Source organism: Shewanella sp. M-Br (assembly GCF_036245925.1).
GTDB classification, from domain to species: domain Bacteria; phylum Pseudomonadota; class Gammaproteobacteria; order Enterobacterales; family Shewanellaceae; genus Shewanella; species Shewanella oncorhynchi.
In genome coordinates this window covers 143,721-161,335 of the sequence record NZ_BJBV01000006.1, presented here as the reverse complement: position 1 = coordinate 161,335, position 17,615 = coordinate 143,721, and the positions used below count along the sequence as shown (strand labels likewise).

Genomic DNA, 17,615 nt, shown 5'->3' with positions numbered 1-17,615 from the left:
GTGCTCCTTGTATTTAATGCATTGCTTCGTTTTAATCCATTCCTTCGTGCTGCCCATCGAAAAGACATTCATGTTTGGTTTAGTTGATTAAAACACTAAAGTATTTCTGGATTGTTCGAAAACACTTTAGAATAGTGCGCTTAGTTGGCTAAGTGCCTAATCCTCGTTTTGTTTCTAGGGATCTTATTCGTCTCATGGAATGAGAGTTGTCGTTAAGGTTAAGTATGTCGATAAAATATGTCGCGACGTCAAAGTTACCCACTCCTTGGGGCGTGTTTGCCATGCATGGTTTTGAAGATACCGAATCAGGTAAAGAGCATGTTGCGCTCACATTCGGTGCGCTCAGTGCGGATGAACCTGTGTTGGGCCGTATTCATTCCGAGTGTTTAACCGGCGATGCTTTATTTAGCTTGCGTTGTGACTGTGGTTTTCAGTTACAAGCTGCCATGCAAAATATTGCGGAAACGGGCAGTGGCTTTATCCTCTATTTACGCCAAGAAGGCCGTGGCATTGGTTTGCTTAATAAAATTCGCGCCTATGAGCTGCAAGATAAAGGCGCCAACACGGTTGAAGCCAACGAGCAACTCGGTTTCGAAGCGGATATGCGTAAATACGACATGATCAAGCCTATGCTGGAACAGATAGGGGTGAAGCATGTGCGTTTGATGACCAATAACCCTCGCAAAGTAAAAGCGATGAAGGAGTTTGGCATCGAAGTGGTTGAGCGCGTACCGCTGCAAGTTGGTAAGAATCGTTACAATGAGGCGTACTTAAAGACCAAATCCACTGAGCTTGGACACATGATGTCTGAATATCATTTTATGGATGAAAATAAGTAACTTTGTATTTATGATGGGTCGACCGATTGAGTCAGAAATGAGTAAGGTTTAAGTCAATTGAGCCATTTTTTCAGTCGGTTGCTATTAAGCTTGTCGCTAATGTGCTTGGCATTACTGAGCGTTATTCCTACCACCTTTGCCGATAGTATTTCCGCTACAAATACATTCATATCAGCATCTCAAGCGGATGATCCCGGCTTTTCTATCAATCATGCACCGAATAGTAATGCTAATGGTAGTAATCCGATAGAAACTAGCACTAATCCAAATTCTGTTTACGCCTTTGGTAGTTATCTTGGCACTGGCGTTTACCGCGCTGCAAACCAAAATGCCACCGTCGTTAGCATTCCGTTAAGTTTTGATTTGAAGAAAGATAGTGGTAGCCAAACTTGGTTACGTTTACCTATCTCCTTTGGCTTTTTTGATTATCTAGCCAAAGATATCACTGAAGGCGAGTTACCGTCGTCGATAGGCACTATGACAGTTACCCCAGGTTTTGAGCATCATTGGCAGGCGAGCGAAAATACTCGAATGGAAGGGTATTTAGATATCGGTTTTGGCACTAATTTCGATAAAAACGATAACGTTGCTATTATCGCCTCAGGGATCAGTAGCTTGTATGACTTTACCTTAGCAGGGCAGGATGCTGTGTGGGTATCGAGATTACGCTTTGCTGGGTACAGTGAGCACTATGGTAAGTTTTCGGATCAATTTGCAGTACTACAAACAGGTGTTGATTTAGGGTTAGCACCACGCTGGCAATGGTGGGATCTGCAGGTGCAACCAAGGATCTTTGCCGTAGGCTATTGGTATTTCAATGAACTTAGATTTATCAGCGAGATAGAGCAAGATACTATTGTTTCTGGCAGCTATGAGGCAGGCTTCTCCCTTGCCTTTTCTAAGCCGTTAGGCGGTGAATTATTGAGTGTTGATCGCATCGGATTCAGTTATCGTCGTGGCGATGGGCTCAATGTTTGGCGTTTAATGTTCAGCTTTCCCATCTAAGTGGGTTAACGATAGTCGGTTGGTCTTGTATTAGTTTAGTAGAATACTGTTTCAGTTAATCTGACTTTTTACTATCTTGCATCTTTTTATCCAACAAGGTGGCGATTTGGCCACTAAGTAACATTATTTGTTCTTGCAGCATTTTACGTTGCTGATCTGCAGCTTCTGAGTCATCTCCCTTGAGCTTGGATAATATTTCTTGTAATTCTTTTATTTTTTCTTTTATTTTGTCTATTTGTTCATCAATTAATGTCTTAGGTTCTTCTTTTGGAGTTACTTCAGCTTCATTTTTTTTAGCTAATGCTTTTTCTCTCAAAGGGGCCCCAAAGTCGTTGGATAAAGCCTCGCGGCCCGCATTAGAAATGGAGACTGTGTCTTGGGTATCTTGTGAGCCAGCGGACTCACTATTCGCTGTTGGTGTTTTTGTTGCGGCTGGTGTCGCTGCGATATATGCGCCCGATACGGTGGTGAAACCTGAGCCAGTTGCGTTACTGTTTATTCCATTAATGTTCATTCAACACTCCATTCATGCAAATTTGGATGATGCTACACTTTTATCGGCCATCAATTTGAAAACTGAAGTCACTTTTTGTCGCTCGGCCAAAAAGAGTGCTTCTTCATGGCTCACAGCCTCTTAGTAAACGCTATTAGTCACAATTAAATTAAAGGTGTGGGTTAGTGAAAAATCGATGAGTTATTGATTCATTCTAACAATACAGCCCTTATTTAGGGCTGTCTACACTTTATGGAAGCAGCGGTCGAGGATTAATTATTACCCCAAATATGGCTATTTACTTTGTCATCTGAGCTGGATTTCTCGCTTTTAGCTGGCTTGTCTGTCGTGGTTTGAGTCGCTTTTTTAGTTGTGATTTTTGCCGCAGGCTTCTTAGCGGTTTGACTCGCTTCGGCTTTAGGTGGCGGCAAGGGTAATTTGTTGGCTCTTAAATAAAGATATTCGACTTTATCCCGCGCCCACTCTGTTTTTCTCAAAAAACGTAAACTGGATTTGATGCTGGGATCGTGGGTAAAACAACGGATATTAATTCTTTCACCTAATTCTTCCCAGCCGTATTTCTCGACTAAATAAGTGATGATCGTTTCCAGTTTAATGCCGTGGAGCGGGTTATTCGATTGATTCATATTATGCATGTTGCAATGTGCTATGGCGGGAGTATAGCAGTTTTGTATGCCTGATACAGTGTGGAATGGTATCGAGTCAAGCTTGAATTCCTTGCTAGCTCAAACCTGTGATAGCTTTTATTGGTGGAGCAGTATGATCAAAACAGGCGCAATAAAGCGCCTGTTTTAGTTTGGTCATTTGGACTGTTTGACTAGTCTTTGACTGTCTCTTTAAGCTCAGTTTCAACCGGTAAATCAATTTCGCCTTTACCTTTGGTTTTCACAATCAAGAGTGCTGTAATCACTAAGGTTGTGACTATGCCCGCTATGGTCGATACCGTCATAGGTAAACCTGCACCTAAGGTTGACGAGTTCAGTAGGAAGGTGATAACCACAGTGGTCATAAACATCGCTGGAATTGTCGCAATCCAATGTAGTTTGTTATGTCGTAGCAGGTAAGCCGAAGCCGTCCACAGCATTAATACTGCAGTGGCTTGGTTTGCTACACCGAAGTAGCGCCAAATCACACCAAAGTCCACTTGGGTCAATATGCCGCCGATAACAAACAGTGGGAGAGCTAACACTAAGCGCTTTGGTAGTGAGATTTGTGGCATATTGAAAAATTCAGCCAGAATCAAACGCGCAGAGCGGAAAGCCGTATCGCCTGAGGTAATCGGCAGAATAATCACCCCTAGGATAGCCATAAAGCCACCAATAGCGCCTAACAGACCAGTAGAGGCCTCATAGACGACGTTGGCAGGGTTACCTGACATGCCCGCACTTAACCCTTCTACTCCGCCAAAGTAAGACAACGCGATGGCACACCAAAGCAATGCGATAATGCCTTCGCCAATCATGGCGCCAAAGAAGACGAAGCGACCATTCGTCTCGTTTTCAACGCAACGGGCCATTAACGGTGATTGAGTCGCATGGAAACCCGATACCGCGCCACAGGCAATAGTGATGAATAGGGCAGGCCAAAGTGGCATGTCGTTCGGATTTAAGTTTTGGAAGAAATCGCCCGCTTGTACGTTAGGCAGTAAGGTATGCTCGCTTGATAGCATAATTGCGAAAGCTAAACCAAACGACATGAAGAACAATAAAGCGCCAAAGAAGGGGTACAGACGACCGATAATTTTATCGACAGGTACCACAGTTGCAATCAGGTAATAGACGAAGATTATACCAACGAAGATACTGACATCCCAACCAGTAAGCTTGCCAAGTAAGCCAGCAGGCGCAGAGATAAATACCACACCGACGAGCAGTAACAGCACAATAGCAAACACGTTCATGAAGTGTTTGGCACTCTTTCCTAAATACTTACCCGCAAGGTTTGGCACGGATTGACCGCCATTGCGTACTGACAACATACCGGAGAAGTAGTCATGTACTGCACCTGCAAAGATACAGCCAACCACAATCCACAACATGGCTGCAGGACCATAGAGTGCACCTAAGATAGGACCAAAGATTGGGCCTACGCCTGCAATGTTTAATAATTGAATTAGATAGACTTTGCCTTTAGACATAGGCACAAAGTCGACGCCATCAGTTTGACTGAAAGCGGGTGTTTGACGATTAGCGTTAATGCCGAAGACTTTCTCGACAAAGGCGCCGTAGATAAAGTAGCCGCCGATCAGTAGACCGACACAGAGTAGGAACCACATCATTTTTGTTATCTCCCCATTTGAGTTCTGGCGAGTGTAAACAAGTTGTTGATATAAAACTTTGTAATCTCAATGAGTGGTCGAAAATGCAGTGTGAGCGGCAATAGGCGAGCTTAAGTGGTTACCATTGTATGTTAACGGTGAGTGTTGTTGGCTATCTTATGGCTAAAAATACATCGCTAAGATGACTTTTGGATTGTGTTTATTGAAAGCCAAATAGCTGTTTAAGGCTTTTAAGATAGCGGCGTGATACGGGGACTTTATCGCCTAAATGAGTGGTGACTTCAGCCCCAGTATCTAACAGCTCAATTTCAGCAATCGCCTTAGGTGAAATTAAATACTGCCGATGGCAGCGCACCAGTGGGGTTTTTTCTTCGAACACTTTCAAGGTCAACTGGGTATGGACTTTGCCTTTCGTGCTGGCCACATGGATGCCGCTTAAGTCACTGAACACATATTCCACATCTTGGATTGCAATGACTTTGAGTTTATTGCCGCTGTAGCAGGGAATATGTTCAAGACTCTTTGGGGTAATGGAGTCCATAGCCTGAGGCGTTAGATTTTTACGCACACGAGTGAGGGTTTTACTGAGTCTGTCGGCATCTATGGGTTTGAGTAAATAATCGAAGGCATGATTGTCGAAGGCTTTGACGGCAAACTCGTCGTAGGCGGTGACAAACACGATTTTCGGCATGTCATCGGGGTCGAGCATTGCAATAAGTTCCATGCCCGAAATGCGTGGCATTTGGATATCAAGAAAGATTAACTGAGGTTTTTCTTTGGTTATGCTCTGTAATGCCTCAATAGCATTGGCGCATTGACCGACGATTTGGATGTCGTGTTCTTGCCCCAAAAGGTCAGCTAGTTCTTCACGAGCAAACAGCTCATCATCGACAATTAAACAAGTGATCACGTGCGGTTATCCATATTTGATGTTTCAGGGCTTTCTATGGGCAATCTTATGGTGACACGAGTCAATTGATCGGGCTCGCACTCCACTGTCACGCCGTATTGTTCGCCAAAAATATTTTGAATTCGCTTATGCACTAAGTTCATCCCTAGGCCTTCTGATCCCTCAATGGGCTGATACAACCCGGCATTGTCTGTGACTTCTAGCTCCAGCACATCATTTTCGAGCTTGCCAGTCACTTTAATCTGCCCTTGCTCAATCATGTGCGAAGTGCCGTGCTTTACGGCATTCTCAATAATTGGCTGCAGGGTAAAGGCGGGGACTTTACAGTGGTAGAGTGATTCAGGTATCGCGATACTGACTTGTAATTTATCAATAAAACGCGCTTTTTCAATGGTGAGATAGGACGCGATGTGATCTAGCTCATCCCCAAGCGTCACTAAGCCTGTCGTTCGCTTTAAATTGATCCGTAAAAATTGCGATAACTGCTGCAGTAGCTGCTTAGACATATCAGGATCACGTTTGATAATCGCGCTAATGGTATTCAGTGCATTAAATAAAAAGTGCGGATTGACCTGAGCCTGTAGCAATTTAAGTTCGGCTTGAGTCAGTAGATTTTGCTGTTGCTCAAAACGCCCATAAAGAATTTGGTTCGATAACAGGCGGGCAATACCTTCACCTAAAGTACGGTTGATATTCAAAAAAAGTTTATTCTTAGGCTCATAGAGTTTAATCGTGCCAATGACTTCGGTATCACTGCGCAGCGGGATCACTAGACTTGACCCTAGACGGCAATGAGAAGAAATAGAGCATGCATAGGGCGTTTCAACGCCATCGGCGAACATGACCTTATTTTGATTGATGGCTTCTAAGGTGATTTTGGACGAAATCGGTGTACCTGGGAGATGGTGATCGGCGCCTATGCCAATAAAGGCTAACAGTTTTTCCCTGTCCGTGATGGCCACTGCACCCACATTGGTTTCTTCGATGACGATTTGGGCGACATGACTACTACTTTCTTCGTTAAATCCTTTGGATAGTAATCCGACACTGCGTTCGGCAATTTTTAATGCCTTAGTCGAAAAGCTCGATGAGAGTTTATCAAACATGGTTTTTTGGTCACGGATCATGCTCATAAAGAGTGCCGCTCCCACGGAGTTCACTAACAACATGGGCGGCGCGATTTGACGTACCAATTCCCATGCATCATCGAAGGGGCGTGCGACCAAAAGTATGATGCTCATTTGCATCATTTCAGCATAAAAAGTCACTAGGCAAACGAGTAATGGATTGTAGATGAGCTCACTTTTATCTGCGCGTCTTAAGTAGAAGCTTATCATCCCTGCGGATAAGCCTTCTAAGGTGGTGGAGATGGCGCAGGCTATATCAGTAAAGCCGCCCATACTGTAGCGGTGTAGCCCACCAGTCAGCCCCACCAGAAAACCAGTAACCGGTCCTCCTAATAATCCGCCTAAAACGGCGCCCATAGCACGAGTGTTGGCAATCGCTCCCGAGGTTTGCTCACCAAAATAAGTGGCCATGATGCAGAAACTCGAAAAAATCAGATACATAAAAATCTTATGTGGCAGACGAGGAGACGTTTCGGCAAACAGTTTAAACAGTGGCGTTTTACTGACTAAGTAAACGATCACTAAGTACAGCGACATCTGTTGGGTCAGTAATAGGATCAAAGACATAATGGCTCACATTATCGTCACAGATGTCGGCGCAGTCGTCCCCATTTGAAAGTTTGTGCGCGAGATCAGGGTTCGAATTTAACCGTTAGGATATAAAGAACAATAATATTGCATCTTTAGGAGGACATATGTCCAATTCTGTTCACGGTCATGATGTTATGGCGCTGATGGTAGCTCAAGGGGCCGCTATTATAAAGCCTGAATTAATTTCCATGATGGAGCAAAAGTTTGGCTCGGCGGCTCGATACCATACTTGTAGTGCAACTGATTTGAGTGCCGAAGCATTAATTGAGTTACTCATAGGTAAAGGTAAGTTTTACGAAACGTCCCAAGGTATTCAACTTGTAGCTGGGCGAAAGTGTGAGCATTAATACCCATCGTATTAAATATCTGTTCATTCAGCGGGAATTTAACTAGCTTTAGACAAGGCGAAGGCTTGAAGGCATAGCGGTGCTCTGTCAAAAGCCTTAAACGCAGTATAAAGCGCGATGCCATTAACATCAGCCGCCTTCGGGAGCCACACAGGCATCCCACTCCGGTGTTGCATTGACTTAAAAGGGAATGACCATTTCTGCATCAATGCGCCTTGGATTGAGATGCCAGTGAGGCTCTGAACTGACTAACTATTTAATATTATTGGTATAATACACAGTGCCATAGCGTACTCATTTTATTTTGTTGTATTTTATTGATTGGTTTTTAGCCGCTTAGACGTGTAATCGTTTTGTTGAATCTCAGGTTTCATCGTGGCGCTTATTTGCAATTTGTTCCTGCTGTGCGGGGGTGAGTTGGGTAAATTCATTGATCAAAATACGCAGTAATCGAGATTTTGCAATATTGGTGGATTTCGATAGGGCATCAAGCTGAGAAATGCTGTTTTCAGTGAGGGTAAAGGTCGCGTGGCGATAAATCTTAGTCGATTTTTTATCTAAGCCCTTAACTATGGTGTGTTTGGTGGGCGCAGCTAATAAACTCGCCTTACCTAAGGCGTAGTTATTGGCATCTTCAATGAAATCATCGACAGAAACCGGCTTGATGATTTGCTTAGGTTTCTTACGTTTAAGATCAGTTAAGCTCATAGCTATTTTCTGGTGGCATTGCGAATAACTCATCCGCTATGGCGCGGATCTCATCAGCTGCTTTCCCATCGGGTTCTATTTCGACGACTGAAGAGCCTCTTTCTTCACTGTCATCATAAATATTTCGACAAAATGTAACTGAATTTAGCACCCTTAGTCCAAAGGATTGCACCACATCTTTGGCTTCTAAAATGCGTTTAAACTGTGTGGGAAGCGCTGGACATTGGGTGAGCACTATAGTCGCGATCATTTTAGGATTCACCATCTTACACGTACTTAGCATGTCTTCCATGTGGGGTAATGTTTTGAGATCGCGTCTTTTGGGTCTGAGGGGGATCACAACATAAGTCGCTACCGACATAGCTGCGCGCATGGCTAAGTTATCTTGACCACCACAATCTACAATTACGTAGTCAAAACGCTCATTGAGGCTGAGTAAATCATTACGAATCTTGCCGTAAAGTTGGATGCAATTAATACTTGGGAGGCTTGGATCATTATTTCTTGCTTGGATCCAATCTGAAGTCGTGCGTTGGGGATCACAATCGACCATGAGGACGTTTGCCTGAAATTTTTGCTTAATATAAACGGCAAGATTTTGAGCGAGACAACTTTTTCCGCTACCACCTTTTTCACCACCTACCAGCAAGATCATACTGACGCCCCTTAATGAATTGTTCAATTCATTGAGTGTAGAACAGAGCCATTAAAGCTGCGAAATTTAAGTTAAATTAAAGCAGTTGCATAGCAATATGGTAGCTTTGGTCATGGCATTTTGCGCAGCGGCAGACTTGTCCTTTGACGGTATTTTGTTGTGTGCTATCGGGATTAAAGGTCACTTCGATGAGTTCCCCGAGTGCAAACGGATTTTTATAATCGAATAAAATGCCGCGTCTTGCTAAGTCGATACACACACCTTCATCTGTTTGCTTCATGCCTTGAGTGTCGATCCAATTTAAGACCACGCGCTCTGCTTCCATATCGACTCGCAGTGATGTGCGTTTTTCTTCAAAACCAGTAGTATGGTCACCCATAACTCAATTGCCCCGTAAATTATTGATCTCAGTAAAACTAGCATAATTGCTTTTTGGCAGAATACCAATGTGAAAGCTAGGTCTTTGATAATAGTTTTAAAACGAGAACAGCAGGTGCCATTGATTTAGGTTTCAATAGCACCAACTCAGGTATTTGATTAATTGTCGTATTCTTGATTTTTTGGATAAGGCATTTTTAATTGGCCCCAACGAATCACAATCACGGTTGCCGCTAAAATTAGCGTCGATAATGATATTGCTGCGATACGCCAGTCTTCCATGCTCTTCATATCTAAGATTAGGTAACGGGCCAAGGCGACAATCGCAATATAAAGCGGCATACGTACTGGTAACTTACCGGATTCATAGTAGTTAGCCACCATGGCTAACACTTCTAAGAAAATAAATAACAAGAGTAAATCGGCCAGTGCGACCATACGTACAGAGATGATATGCACAATTTCTTGGCCTATTGCGACAACGGTGGCAATGGCAATAATAAATAGGACTAAGTGTTCAACGGCTTTAAGGCTTTTAGAACCATATTGATGATAAAAAGGCATGGATATTCCCTACTTGATGTTTTTATAAATAGTAACAGCAAAAATCTGTTTTTAGGGAAAAGCTAGGCGCCGCTGTGTGATTTAATTCACAGATATGTACGATCTTAAATTCGGCGCAAAGTGGAGTTAATGTGGTTGTATTGTAGAAGGTGATTCACATGATGAACAAAAGGGAAGCGAGAGCGAATGTGTTAATCCGCTTATGCTGTTACCTCGACTCAATCGTTGTACCAACATAAGCGGTTTGAATATAAAAGATTATTTATTCTTGCGTTTCTGCCACTTAAACATAATTGAATATTTCCACAGATTATTAATCAGCAAATAACCGACAGCGGAAAAAACCACTCCTAGCACGAGACAACCGAGTAAGAATGCCGGACCTATGGTTGCAAGCGATGCTTCAATCCATTGCCAACTTGCTTCGAAGGCAAAATCTTGCGGAGCATGGCCGAGTATTTTAGCACCGAGTAAATACGCACCATAAAACATCACTGGCATAGTTAAGGGATTGGTTATCCATACTAATGCAACTGAAACGGGAATATTAACGTTAAATAGAATGGCAAAAGCCGCTGCAACAACCATCTGAAATGGCATTGGGATCCAAGCGACAAATAACCCTACGGCAAATGCGCCTGGGGCGGATTTTCGATTAAGTGCCCATAGATTGGGATTATGTAACAAGCGTCCGAACATGCGTAAGTGTTTATGCTCACGCAAGGTTTCAGGCTTAGGCATAAATCTTTTAATTAATTTTTTTGGCATATGCTGAAATTGCTGTCTTAACTTAATTCACTATGAATCGATTCATGTTTGGCTTTAGTGCCATCTTATTATCAGCGATGTTATGGCCTTCGCTGCCGCCAGTCAGTTACATACCCTACCTTGTTGTTGGGGCGTTAATCTTACACCGAAAAATCCCTGTCTGTGCAGGTGGGCTCTTTGCGGTAGCATGGCTAACTGGTTTTTGCTTAGGATTATCTAGGCAGGATTTGCCAGTGTTACAACAACCTATACAGGTAAGGGGCGAAATCATATCACTAGTTAGTCGAAACAGCGACTGGCTAAGTTTGGATATATCGCTCATTAAACCAAATTTAATCTTAGGGCCAAACGCAAAATTGCGACTCACGTGGAAAGATCCGCCAGAAGTCGATGTGGGTCAGGTTTGGCTGTTTACGTTGACACCTAAGAGCATTGCTAGCGTGCTAAATCAAGGCGGCTACAACGAACAAAAACAATTAATCAGTCAACATGTTGTCGGTAAAGGACGAGTGATTGAGGCGCAGTTACTTGCAGTTTCGCCTTCATTGCGTAATGACCTCATAAGCGCATTGACACCTGAATTAGCCTCTTTACCTCAAGGTGACATTTTACTCGCTTTGCTTTTGGGGGATAAGCATTTGATCTCGCAAGCTCGTTGGCAAGCACTAAGGCAGACTGGCACTGGCCATTTAGTGGCGATTTCCGGTTTGCACCTCTCCGTCGTCGCGGCATGGGTATACGCTTGCCTTTTGTTTGGATTGAGTCGTTTTGTGTCACATCAGAGTCGACGGAATATGACTTTTGCGTTAGTCGCGGCAGGTATAGGCGCCGCATTTTATGCTTATCTTGCAGGCTTTGGTGTGTCGACTCAGCGTGCACTCGTGATGATTTTACTGTTAATGCTTCTGAGTTTATTAAAGCGATTTTCTACTGCGTGGGAGCGCTTGCTGTTTGCATTGTTTGTCGTATTGTTACTCGACCCGCTTGCTTGTTTAAGTGCGGGATTTTGGCTGTCGTTTTGTGCTTTAGGGGTGATTTTATATACCTTAGTCATCCAGCCCAAAGAGTTTACGGCTGTGTCGACTCGAAGGACGCGTGTAGGCGCGGGGCTTTTGCAATTTTGGGCCATCCAGTGGCGCTTGAGCCTTGGGCTTGGATTACTGCAAGGAGCACTCTTTGGTGGTGTGAGTTTACACAGCTTGTGGATGAATATCCTAGCAGTGCCATGGTTTAGTTTTGTTGTTATCCCATTAGCCATGGCGGGATTTATATGCTGGTGGTTTGGTACTGCGTTTGGGTTCTCTTGGTTAGGACTGCTTCGCCTAAGTGATTGGAGTTTATCACCCTATGCGCAGTTGCTAGGCATAAGCCAGCAATTGCCAGCCCATTGGTTAGCGCTTTCAGATACGATATTAGCCTTGGGGTTATCCGCGCTCATCGGTGGTGTGTTATGGCGCTATGTGCCTAAAAATAAATATTATACTTCTTGGTTAAGCCTGCTGAGTTTACTGTTTATTCCCGCTTTGCTTTTCTGTATTACGCTGTGGTCACCCGTTCAAAATAATCGATGGGCTATGCATTTACTGGATGTAGGCCAAGGTTTAGCAGTGGTTATTGAAAAGAATGGTAGAGGGCTGGTTTACGACACTGGTGCCGCCTTTGGTGATGACTTCAGTTATGCGGAACGGGTGATATTGCCTTTCCTAAAAGCCAAAGGCATTCAAGAGATTGATTATATTGTTATCAGCCATAGCGATAACGATCATGCAGGTGGTGCCCCTGTTTTGATTGAGGCTTACCCTAAGGCTTTAGTGATCACAGACGTGGCTGGCTTTAGCGGCCAAGATTGCCGTCCAAAGCAGATTCAATGGCAAGGGCTGAGCTTGAATTTGCTTTCTCCGCCTCAAGCGTTAGCGGGTAATAATGGTTCCTGTGTTATACGCATTGATGATGACAGGCAGAGTCTACTGCTTACGGGGGATATCGAAAAGCAAATCGAAACTTCGCTATTAAGTCGTGCCCTAAGTGGTGAGTATGAGTTACAAAGTGAAGTGCTCGTTGCGCCCCACCACGGCAGTAAAACCTCGTCAACTGAAGCCTTTATTGATGCTGTTGCCCCCAAGTTAGTCTTGTTTCCTGCTGGTTTTGCTAATCGCTGGGGGTTTCCCAAATCCACAGTAGTTGAACGGTATCAGCAACGGGTGATTATGGGCCTAACTACAGGTATAGAAGGGCAGATTAGTGTGATTTTTCAGCAGTCTGAGCGAGAGGTTAAGACCTATCGTGGTGATTTAGCGCCATTTTGGTACAACTCTCTGTTTAGATTTGGTGACTTGATTAATCCAGAGTAGAATGCCTACTTTGCCATAATTTAGTGTTATCAATGACAACATCTCCTAAAGACGAAATGTGGACAGTTTTCAAACGATTACTGGGCTATATAAAACAGATGAAAGGCATGTTTATGCTTTCAGTTGCGGGATTAATTATTTATGGTCTCGTCGATGCCGCCTTTATCGCTTTCATCGGCCCCTTTATTGATAAGGGTTTCTCCGGCGGCGCCCCTGCTGCGGTGACCAACGGCATAGCATTGCCAACCAGTGAAGGTTTTCACGCAAACAACGACGTTCTTATGATGGCGCCGCTTGTGGTTATCGTTATGTTTTCCCTACGCGGTTTTGCCAACTTTGTTTCGACTTACGGCATTTCATATATGAGTGCACGTTTGATCATGGACATGCGTCAGCAAGTGTTTGAGCATTATCTGAGTCTGCCTGTCAGTTATATGGATAAGGAAAATACCGGTAACTTGATCTCAAAAGTGACTTTTGATACTGAGCAAATCGCTCGAGCATCGGGAAGTGCTTTGATTTCCATCGTCCGCGATAGTGTGACTGTGTTTGGTATGCTGGTGCTGATGTTCTATAACTCTTGGAAGCTATCCCTCTGTATTCTTGTGATTGGTCCTATCATGGGCATGGTCATTGCGGTGGTTAGTCGTCGTTTCCGTAAGGTTTCTAAGCAAATTCAAACCGCCATGGGCGGCGTGAGTGCCACAACTGAGCAAATGATTAAGGGCCATAAAAACGTATTGGCCTTTGGTGGACAGGAAACAGAAGCAACCCGTTTTGCTAAAGTAAACGATCAAAACCGCCATCAAAATATGAAGTTAGCTGTGGCACAAGCCATTAGTCAGCCTTTGATCATGATTATTGGCTCATTCGCCTTAGCCTTTGTACTTTATGCGGCAAGCTTAGACAGCATGAAAGCCGATCTTACCGCGGGTACCTTCGCGACGATTCTTGGCGCCATGATGGCCATGTTACAACCCATCAAAAACTTAACCCGAGTGAATGCCGAATTTCAACGGGGTATTGCCGCTTGTACCACAGTGTTTGAATTACTGGATACGCTGCCAGAGTCCGATACGGGAACTTATACTGTTGAGCGTGCTAAGGGTCATCTACGTTTTGATAATGTGTGTTTTACCTATGACAGCCAAGATCGTCGTGCACTTGAGAATGTCGATTTTGAAGTCAAACCCGGGCAAACCTTAGCCTTAGTTGGACGTTCTGGCTCAGGTAAGTCGACTATTGCGAGTTTAGTGACCCGTTTTTATACGGGCCTTGAATCCGGCGATATTCTGCTTGATGACGTCAGCATCTACGATTACTCGCTAAAATCGCTGCGCAATCAAGTGGCACTGGTATCGCAACAGGTGACCTTATTCAACGATACGATTGCCAACAACATAGCCTACGCCTATCCCGGTGAGGCGACTCGTGAGCAGATCATTGAAGCTGCGACCTTGGCCTATGCGATGGAGTTTATTGATCAGCTGCCCCAAGGCCTTGATACCCAAGTGGGTGAGAATGGTGTGTTATTGTCCGGTGGTCAAAGGCAGCGGATTGCGATTGCGCGCGCTATGTTGCGTGATGCGCCTGTGTTGATCCTCGATGAAGCGACCTCTGCACTGGATACTGAGTCAGAAAAAGCCATTCAAAAAGGGTTAGATAACCTCAGACAAAACCGCACATCTGTAGTGATCGCCCACAGGTTATCGACCATCGAGAGTGCCGATCAGATTTTAGTGGTGGATCAGGGGCGTATCGTCGAGCGCGGGACGCACCAATCACTATTGGAATTAGATGGCATGTACGCCAAATTATACCAGATGCAATTTGGTAGTTAGATGCAGGCCTTAGTGAATAAAATCTGGTATCAGGGCCATCCACTGCGATGGTTCTTGTTACCTTTATCTGGCTTATTCGCGGTTATCACTTATGTGCGCCGCGCTTTGTTTCACCTCGGGATGAAATCACAAACTGCAATGCCTGTACCTGTCATCGTCGTCGGTAATATTACCGTCGGTGGCAGCGGTAAGACGCCAACTGTGATTTATCTGATTGAATTACTGCGCCAACACGGATTTCACCCCGGTGTGATCAGTCGTGGTTACGGTGTTGATATTCAAGGCGTTAAATCGGTTTGCTTAGGTGCAAGTGCGGCAGAGGTGGGTGATGAACCTGCCATGATAGTGGCGCGTACTCAAGTGCCTATGGTGGTTGGTGCTAAACGGGTCGATGCGGCTAATGCGCTTATTGCTGAGTTTGGTGTTGATGTCATCATCTGTGACGATGGCCTACAGCATTATGCTCTGGCACGCGATATTGAGCTGGTGGTAATTGATGGTCAGCGCGGTTTAGGCAATGGCTTGCTATTGCCAGCAGGTCCATTGCGTGAAGGTGCGTGGCGTCTCGATACCGTCGATTTTATTGTCAGTAATGGTGGCCCAGCGGCAAAAGGGCAGTTCGAAATGCAACTGACACCTACGGCAGTGAAGCCTGTTAAATGTGATGCGACGTCTGGTGAATATACTTTCGATAAGTCTCTGCCGCTCGTTGCGATGGCAGGCATAGGTAATCCAGCGCGTTTCTTTGAATCGTTGCGCGCACAAGGCTATCAACTGGCCTTCTGCCATGGTTTTGATGACCATCAGGCCTACGATAAAATCCAGTTAGGTGATTTAGCCCAAGGCTTGCCACTGTTGATGACAGAAAAAGATGCGGTTAAATGTCGCGATTTTGCACAAGAAAACTGGTGGTATTTGGCGGTCGATGCCAAGCTATCCCCACAATTTGATGAACAGCTGCTCGCACGTCTTCGTGAAGTGGCTGCAGCTAAATAAGGAAACTTCCATGGCATTCGATAAAAAATTGTTAGATATAGTGGCTTGCCCTGTGTGTAAGGGAAAACTTGAGTACGATAAAACGACGCAGCAGTTGATTTGTAAGGCAGATAAACTTGCTTATCCGATCACTGAAGGTATCCCTGTGTTATTGGAAAATCGTGCTGTGCCACTGACCGAATCAGTCTAGTGTGATGTGAATGCGCGTATTGTCTCATACGCGCATGCTTGCTTTTTATTCTGCTGATTATTGTTTTAGCTATTTTTAGCCGATTTAAGTTTTTTGTATTGGTAACTGTGCACGTTTCTTCATTACTTTGAGTTTAGTTAATAGCTCATAAATTTTTGTTTATCAGCATTGGTTGCACCCTCTTGGCACTCACCGCGGATTTCTCCTCGACCGGGCTCGATAATTCGGCTTAATTCAATATAACCTTCGCGGCAATAACCCGTCATTTCAAGGGTTTTGATTAAACCTAAATCAACCTGTCTCCCCCAAATTTCTAATGAGTCCTGTAGATCTTGCATCGCGCGACGTTGCTCACGGGGATCTTGCATATTACGTATGCGTGCCTCGTGTGGAAAAGGGCGGTCTGTATCATTCAGTGTCGACTTTTCATCGACCAGACGAGCTTTGTAGCTGAAGAGTTTAAGGCCATCGCTTTTAATATCTGTCGTCAACTTATCCCGTAATTTTCCGGCGAGTTCACTCGGGTCAATTGGCGCACTGCTGCAGGCGATGAGCGAGAAACAACTTAAGATGGCAAGGCTGAGATATCGAAACGGCATAATCAAATTTAACTCTTAGTTATTAACTGACAGAAGAATACCTTAATATGGCCCTAAAGTTCATGGATTTATGGCATTCTCATAGGGTGAGTACGCGCCGATAGGTGTAATGGATTAAGGATGGGCGAGTAATGTGGGCGTTTTGGTCGAATAAATGGGCGCAAATCGAATGGGATATGGGCCTGACTCAAGGTATATGCCTTATGTTCTTGGCGTTATGGCTCTACGCCATATGGCCAAAAGAAGAGTTAGTGCAGCTCCGGCGGGATAAACATCTCCAATTACGTTTGTTGCTGACGTTGGTGGGGATCAATGCACTGTGGTCGTTAAATGCCAGTATTCAAACTGGGTTGCATCTGCATTTTCTGGGAATTGTCACTTGTATGCTGATGTTCGGCTGGCGTCTTGCGACCCTAGTGTTGCTATTGCCGAGTGCTTTTTTTAGTCTTTTTGTATTAAAGCAGCCCGCTGATTTTGGTGCTTTTAGTTTGTTCGCTATGGCTGTGCCGCTGTTTCTGTGTTTTATCCTATACAGTCGCAGTTACCATTTATTTCCTAAGCATATTTTTGTATTCATCTTCGTCGGTGGTTTTATCAATGCGGGCCTCTCAACTGTGTTTCATCAATTGAGTTGGGCGACGTGGTTGTGGTCTGCGGCGGATTACGATTGGAATGTGTTAGTAGACGACTACCTGATGCTAATCCCTTTGCTGGCATTCCCAGAGGCATTGCTTAATGGCATGGCGGTGACGCTATTGGTGGTGTATCAGCCCCAGTGGTTATTTGATTATTCTGACCGTGAATATTTGTGGCGTAAGTAAATGCGATAGTGGCGTAAGTAAATGCGATAAAAGAATGTGATAAAACAACGCAATAAAAGAACTGCGCCCGAAACCTCGTCATTCCAACGTAAAGCCCTTTGTAAGTGCCCATTGAACAGACGATTGAAAAGTT

Annotated in this window: 20 protein-coding genes; 8 read left to right on the top strand and 12 right to left on the bottom strand. The window is 44.4% G+C overall.

Features of this window, described 5'->3' with window-relative positions; all coding sequences use genetic code 11:
* Positions 1–224 precede the first annotated feature (224 nt).
* Together ribA and AAA952_RS06840 are read left to right on the top strand one after the other, a co-directional pair.
* Positions 225–839: a GTP cyclohydrolase II gene (ribA, locus tag AAA952_RS06845; RefSeq protein ID WP_338255535.1), complete on the top strand. Its 615-nt coding sequence runs from the start codon at positions 225–227 to the stop codon at positions 837–839.
* A gap of 57 nt (positions 840–896) precedes the next feature.
* On the top strand, positions 897–1,844 hold the full coding sequence (locus AAA952_RS06840; protein WP_263144488.1) for a hypothetical protein: 948 nt from the start codon (positions 897–899) through the stop codon (positions 1,842–1,844).
* 55 nt (positions 1,845–1,899) lie between these two features.
* Here AAA952_RS06840 and AAA952_RS06835 read toward each other — a convergent pair whose 3' ends face one another.
* The 5 genes from AAA952_RS06835 to AAA952_RS06815 form a co-directional block, all read right to left on the bottom strand.
* Entirely contained in the window at positions 1,900–2,358 is a 459-nt protein-coding gene (locus AAA952_RS06835; RefSeq protein WP_113938817.1) for a FlxA-like family protein, read from the bottom strand.
* Positions 2,359–2,609: 251 nt separating this feature from the next.
* Positions 2,610–2,993 carry a VF530 family protein gene (locus AAA952_RS06830; RefSeq protein ID WP_338255530.1) on the bottom strand — a complete coding sequence of 128 codons (384 nt, stop codon included), beginning with the start codon at positions 2,991–2,993 and terminating at the stop codon, positions 2,610–2,612.
* A 182-nt stretch (positions 2,994–3,175) separates the two neighbouring features.
* Complete coding sequence (locus tag AAA952_RS06825; protein WP_219252149.1) at positions 3,176–4,636, bottom strand: carbon starvation CstA family protein; 1,461 nt, start codon at positions 4,634–4,636, stop codon at positions 3,176–3,178.
* Positions 4,637–4,835: 199 nt separating this feature from the next.
* A complete protein-coding gene (gene btsR / locus AAA952_RS06820; RefSeq protein ID WP_028760409.1) occupies positions 4,836–5,546 on the bottom strand; it encodes a two-component system response regulator BtsR in 711 nt (236 codons plus the stop codon).
* Positions 5,543–7,240: a sensor histidine kinase gene (locus tag AAA952_RS06815; RefSeq protein WP_028760408.1), complete on the bottom strand. Its 1,698-nt coding sequence runs from the start codon at positions 7,238–7,240 to the stop codon at positions 5,543–5,545. The genes btsR and AAA952_RS06815 overlap by 4 nt, the downstream gene beginning before the upstream one ends.
* 128 nt (positions 7,241–7,368) lie before the next feature.
* Between AAA952_RS06815 and AAA952_RS06810 the strand changes: the two genes are divergently transcribed.
* Complete coding sequence (locus AAA952_RS06810) at positions 7,369–7,611, top strand: YecH family metal-binding protein (protein ID WP_028760407.1); 243 nt, start codon at positions 7,369–7,371, stop codon at positions 7,609–7,611.
* On the opposite strand, the gene AAA952_RS06805 is transcribed toward AAA952_RS06810, so the two are convergent.
* The 6 genes from AAA952_RS06805 to AAA952_RS06780 all read right to left on the bottom strand — a co-directional run bounded on the left by AAA952_RS06805 (position 7,538) and on the right by AAA952_RS06780 (position 10,684).
* A complete protein-coding gene (locus AAA952_RS06805) occupies positions 7,538–7,735 on the bottom strand; it encodes a hypothetical protein (RefSeq protein WP_113938982.1) in 198 nt (65 codons plus the stop codon). The two genes, AAA952_RS06810 and AAA952_RS06805, sit on opposite strands and share 74 nt — an antisense overlap.
* A 239-nt stretch (positions 7,736–7,974) precedes the next feature.
* Positions 7,975–8,319, bottom strand: a complete 345-nt coding sequence (locus tag AAA952_RS06800; RefSeq protein ID WP_338255524.1) for a replication protein RepA — start codon at positions 8,317–8,319, stop codon at positions 7,975–7,977.
* Positions 8,306–8,974, bottom strand: a complete 669-nt coding sequence (locus AAA952_RS06795; RefSeq protein WP_028760405.1) for an AAA family ATPase — start codon at positions 8,972–8,974, stop codon at positions 8,306–8,308. The genes AAA952_RS06800 and AAA952_RS06795 overlap by 14 nt, the downstream gene beginning before the upstream one ends.
* 76 nt (positions 8,975–9,050) lie before the next feature.
* Positions 9,051–9,353, bottom strand: coding sequence for a PilZ domain-containing protein (locus AAA952_RS06790; RefSeq protein ID WP_338255522.1), 303 nt, complete (start codon positions 9,351–9,353; stop codon positions 9,051–9,053).
* A gap of 158 nt (positions 9,354–9,511) precedes the next feature.
* Complete coding sequence (locus tag AAA952_RS06785) at positions 9,512–9,916, bottom strand: phosphate-starvation-inducible protein PsiE (RefSeq protein WP_028760403.1); 405 nt, start codon at positions 9,914–9,916, stop codon at positions 9,512–9,514.
* A 258-nt stretch (positions 9,917–10,174) separates the two neighbouring features.
* Positions 10,175–10,684, bottom strand: coding sequence for a DUF2062 domain-containing protein (locus AAA952_RS06780; protein WP_028760402.1), 510 nt, complete (start codon positions 10,682–10,684; stop codon positions 10,175–10,177).
* 32 nt (positions 10,685–10,716) lie between these two features.
* Here AAA952_RS06780 and AAA952_RS06775 point away from each other — a divergent pair, with 32 nt between their 5' ends.
* The 4 genes from AAA952_RS06775 to AAA952_RS06760 are packed head-to-tail and all read left to right on the top strand — an operon-like array spanning position 10,717 to position 16,062.
* Entirely contained in the window at positions 10,717–13,035 is a 2,319-nt protein-coding gene (locus AAA952_RS06775; protein ID WP_338255519.1) for a DNA internalization-related competence protein ComEC/Rec2, read from the top strand.
* A 32-nt stretch (positions 13,036–13,067) separates the two neighbouring features.
* A complete protein-coding gene (msbA, locus tag AAA952_RS06770) occupies positions 13,068–14,876 on the top strand; it encodes a lipid A export permease/ATP-binding protein MsbA (protein ID WP_105252892.1) in 1,809 nt (602 codons plus the stop codon).
* Positions 14,877–15,872: a tetraacyldisaccharide 4'-kinase gene (gene lpxK, locus AAA952_RS06765; protein ID WP_338255516.1), complete on the top strand. Its 996-nt coding sequence runs from the start codon at positions 14,877–14,879 to the stop codon at positions 15,870–15,872.
* 10 nt (positions 15,873–15,882) lie between these two features.
* Positions 15,883–16,062 carry a Trm112 family protein gene (locus AAA952_RS06760; RefSeq protein ID WP_006081200.1) on the top strand — a complete coding sequence of 60 codons (180 nt, stop codon included), beginning with the start codon at positions 15,883–15,885 and terminating at the stop codon, positions 16,060–16,062.
* 137 nt (positions 16,063–16,199) lie between these two features.
* Here AAA952_RS06760 and AAA952_RS06755 read toward each other — a convergent pair whose 3' ends face one another.
* Positions 16,200–16,661, bottom strand: a complete 462-nt coding sequence (locus tag AAA952_RS06755) for a hypothetical protein (protein WP_338255513.1) — start codon at positions 16,659–16,661, stop codon at positions 16,200–16,202.
* Between the two features lie 131 nt (positions 16,662–16,792).
* On the opposite strand from AAA952_RS06755, the gene AAA952_RS06750 reads away from it, so the two are divergent.
* On the top strand, positions 16,793–17,482 hold the full coding sequence (locus AAA952_RS06750) for an energy-coupling factor ABC transporter permease (RefSeq protein WP_263198175.1): 690 nt from the start codon (positions 16,793–16,795) through the stop codon (positions 17,480–17,482).
* Positions 17,483–17,615: the final 133 nt, after the last annotated feature.

Excerpts from the sequence above, each read along its gene's own strand:
- ribA (WP_338255535.1), top strand. The coding sequence starts at position 225 with ATGTCGATAAAATATGTCGCGACGTCAAAGTTACCCACTCCTTGGGGC.
- AAA952_RS06835 (WP_113938817.1), bottom strand. The coding sequence starts at position 2,358 with ATGAACATTAATGGAATAAACAGTAACGCAACTGGCTCAGGTTTCACC.
- AAA952_RS06830 (WP_338255530.1), bottom strand. The coding sequence starts at position 2,993 with ATGCATAATATGAATCAATCGAATAACCCGCTCCACGGCATTAAACTG.
- AAA952_RS06825 (WP_219252149.1), bottom strand. The coding sequence starts at position 4,636 with ATGATGTGGTTCCTACTCTGTGTCGGTCTACTGATCGGCGGCTACTTT.
- AAA952_RS06815 (WP_028760408.1), bottom strand. The coding sequence starts at position 7,240 with ATGTCTTTGATCCTATTACTGACCCAACAGATGTCGCTGTACTTAGTG.
- AAA952_RS06810 (WP_028760407.1), top strand. The coding sequence starts at position 7,369 with ATGTCCAATTCTGTTCACGGTCATGATGTTATGGCGCTGATGGTAGCT.
- AAA952_RS06805 (WP_113938982.1), bottom strand. The coding sequence starts at position 7,735 with ATGGCATCGCGCTTTATACTGCGTTTAAGGCTTTTGACAGAGCACCGC.
- AAA952_RS06800 (WP_338255524.1), bottom strand. The coding sequence starts at position 8,319 with ATGAGCTTAACTGATCTTAAACGTAAGAAACCTAAGCAAATCATCAAG.
- AAA952_RS06795 (WP_028760405.1), bottom strand. The coding sequence starts at position 8,974 with ATGATCTTGCTGGTAGGTGGTGAAAAAGGTGGTAGCGGAAAAAGTTGT.
- AAA952_RS06790 (WP_338255522.1), bottom strand. The coding sequence starts at position 9,353 with ATGGGTGACCATACTACTGGTTTTGAAGAAAAACGCACATCACTGCGA.
- AAA952_RS06785 (WP_028760403.1), bottom strand. The coding sequence starts at position 9,916 with ATGCCTTTTTATCATCAATATGGTTCTAAAAGCCTTAAAGCCGTTGAA.
- AAA952_RS06780 (WP_028760402.1), bottom strand. The coding sequence starts at position 10,684 with ATGCCAAAAAAATTAATTAAAAGATTTATGCCTAAGCCTGAAACCTTG.
- AAA952_RS06775 (WP_338255519.1), top strand. The coding sequence starts at position 10,717 with ATGAATCGATTCATGTTTGGCTTTAGTGCCATCTTATTATCAGCGATG.
- msbA (WP_105252892.1), top strand. The coding sequence starts at position 13,068 with ATGACAACATCTCCTAAAGACGAAATGTGGACAGTTTTCAAACGATTA.
- lpxK (WP_338255516.1), top strand. The coding sequence starts at position 14,877 with ATGCAGGCCTTAGTGAATAAAATCTGGTATCAGGGCCATCCACTGCGA.
- AAA952_RS06760 (WP_006081200.1), top strand. The coding sequence starts at position 15,883 with ATGGCATTCGATAAAAAATTGTTAGATATAGTGGCTTGCCCTGTGTGT.
- AAA952_RS06755 (WP_338255513.1), bottom strand. The coding sequence starts at position 16,661 with ATGCCGTTTCGATATCTCAGCCTTGCCATCTTAAGTTGTTTCTCGCTC.
- AAA952_RS06750 (WP_263198175.1), top strand. The coding sequence starts at position 16,793 with ATGTGGGCGTTTTGGTCGAATAAATGGGCGCAAATCGAATGGGATATG.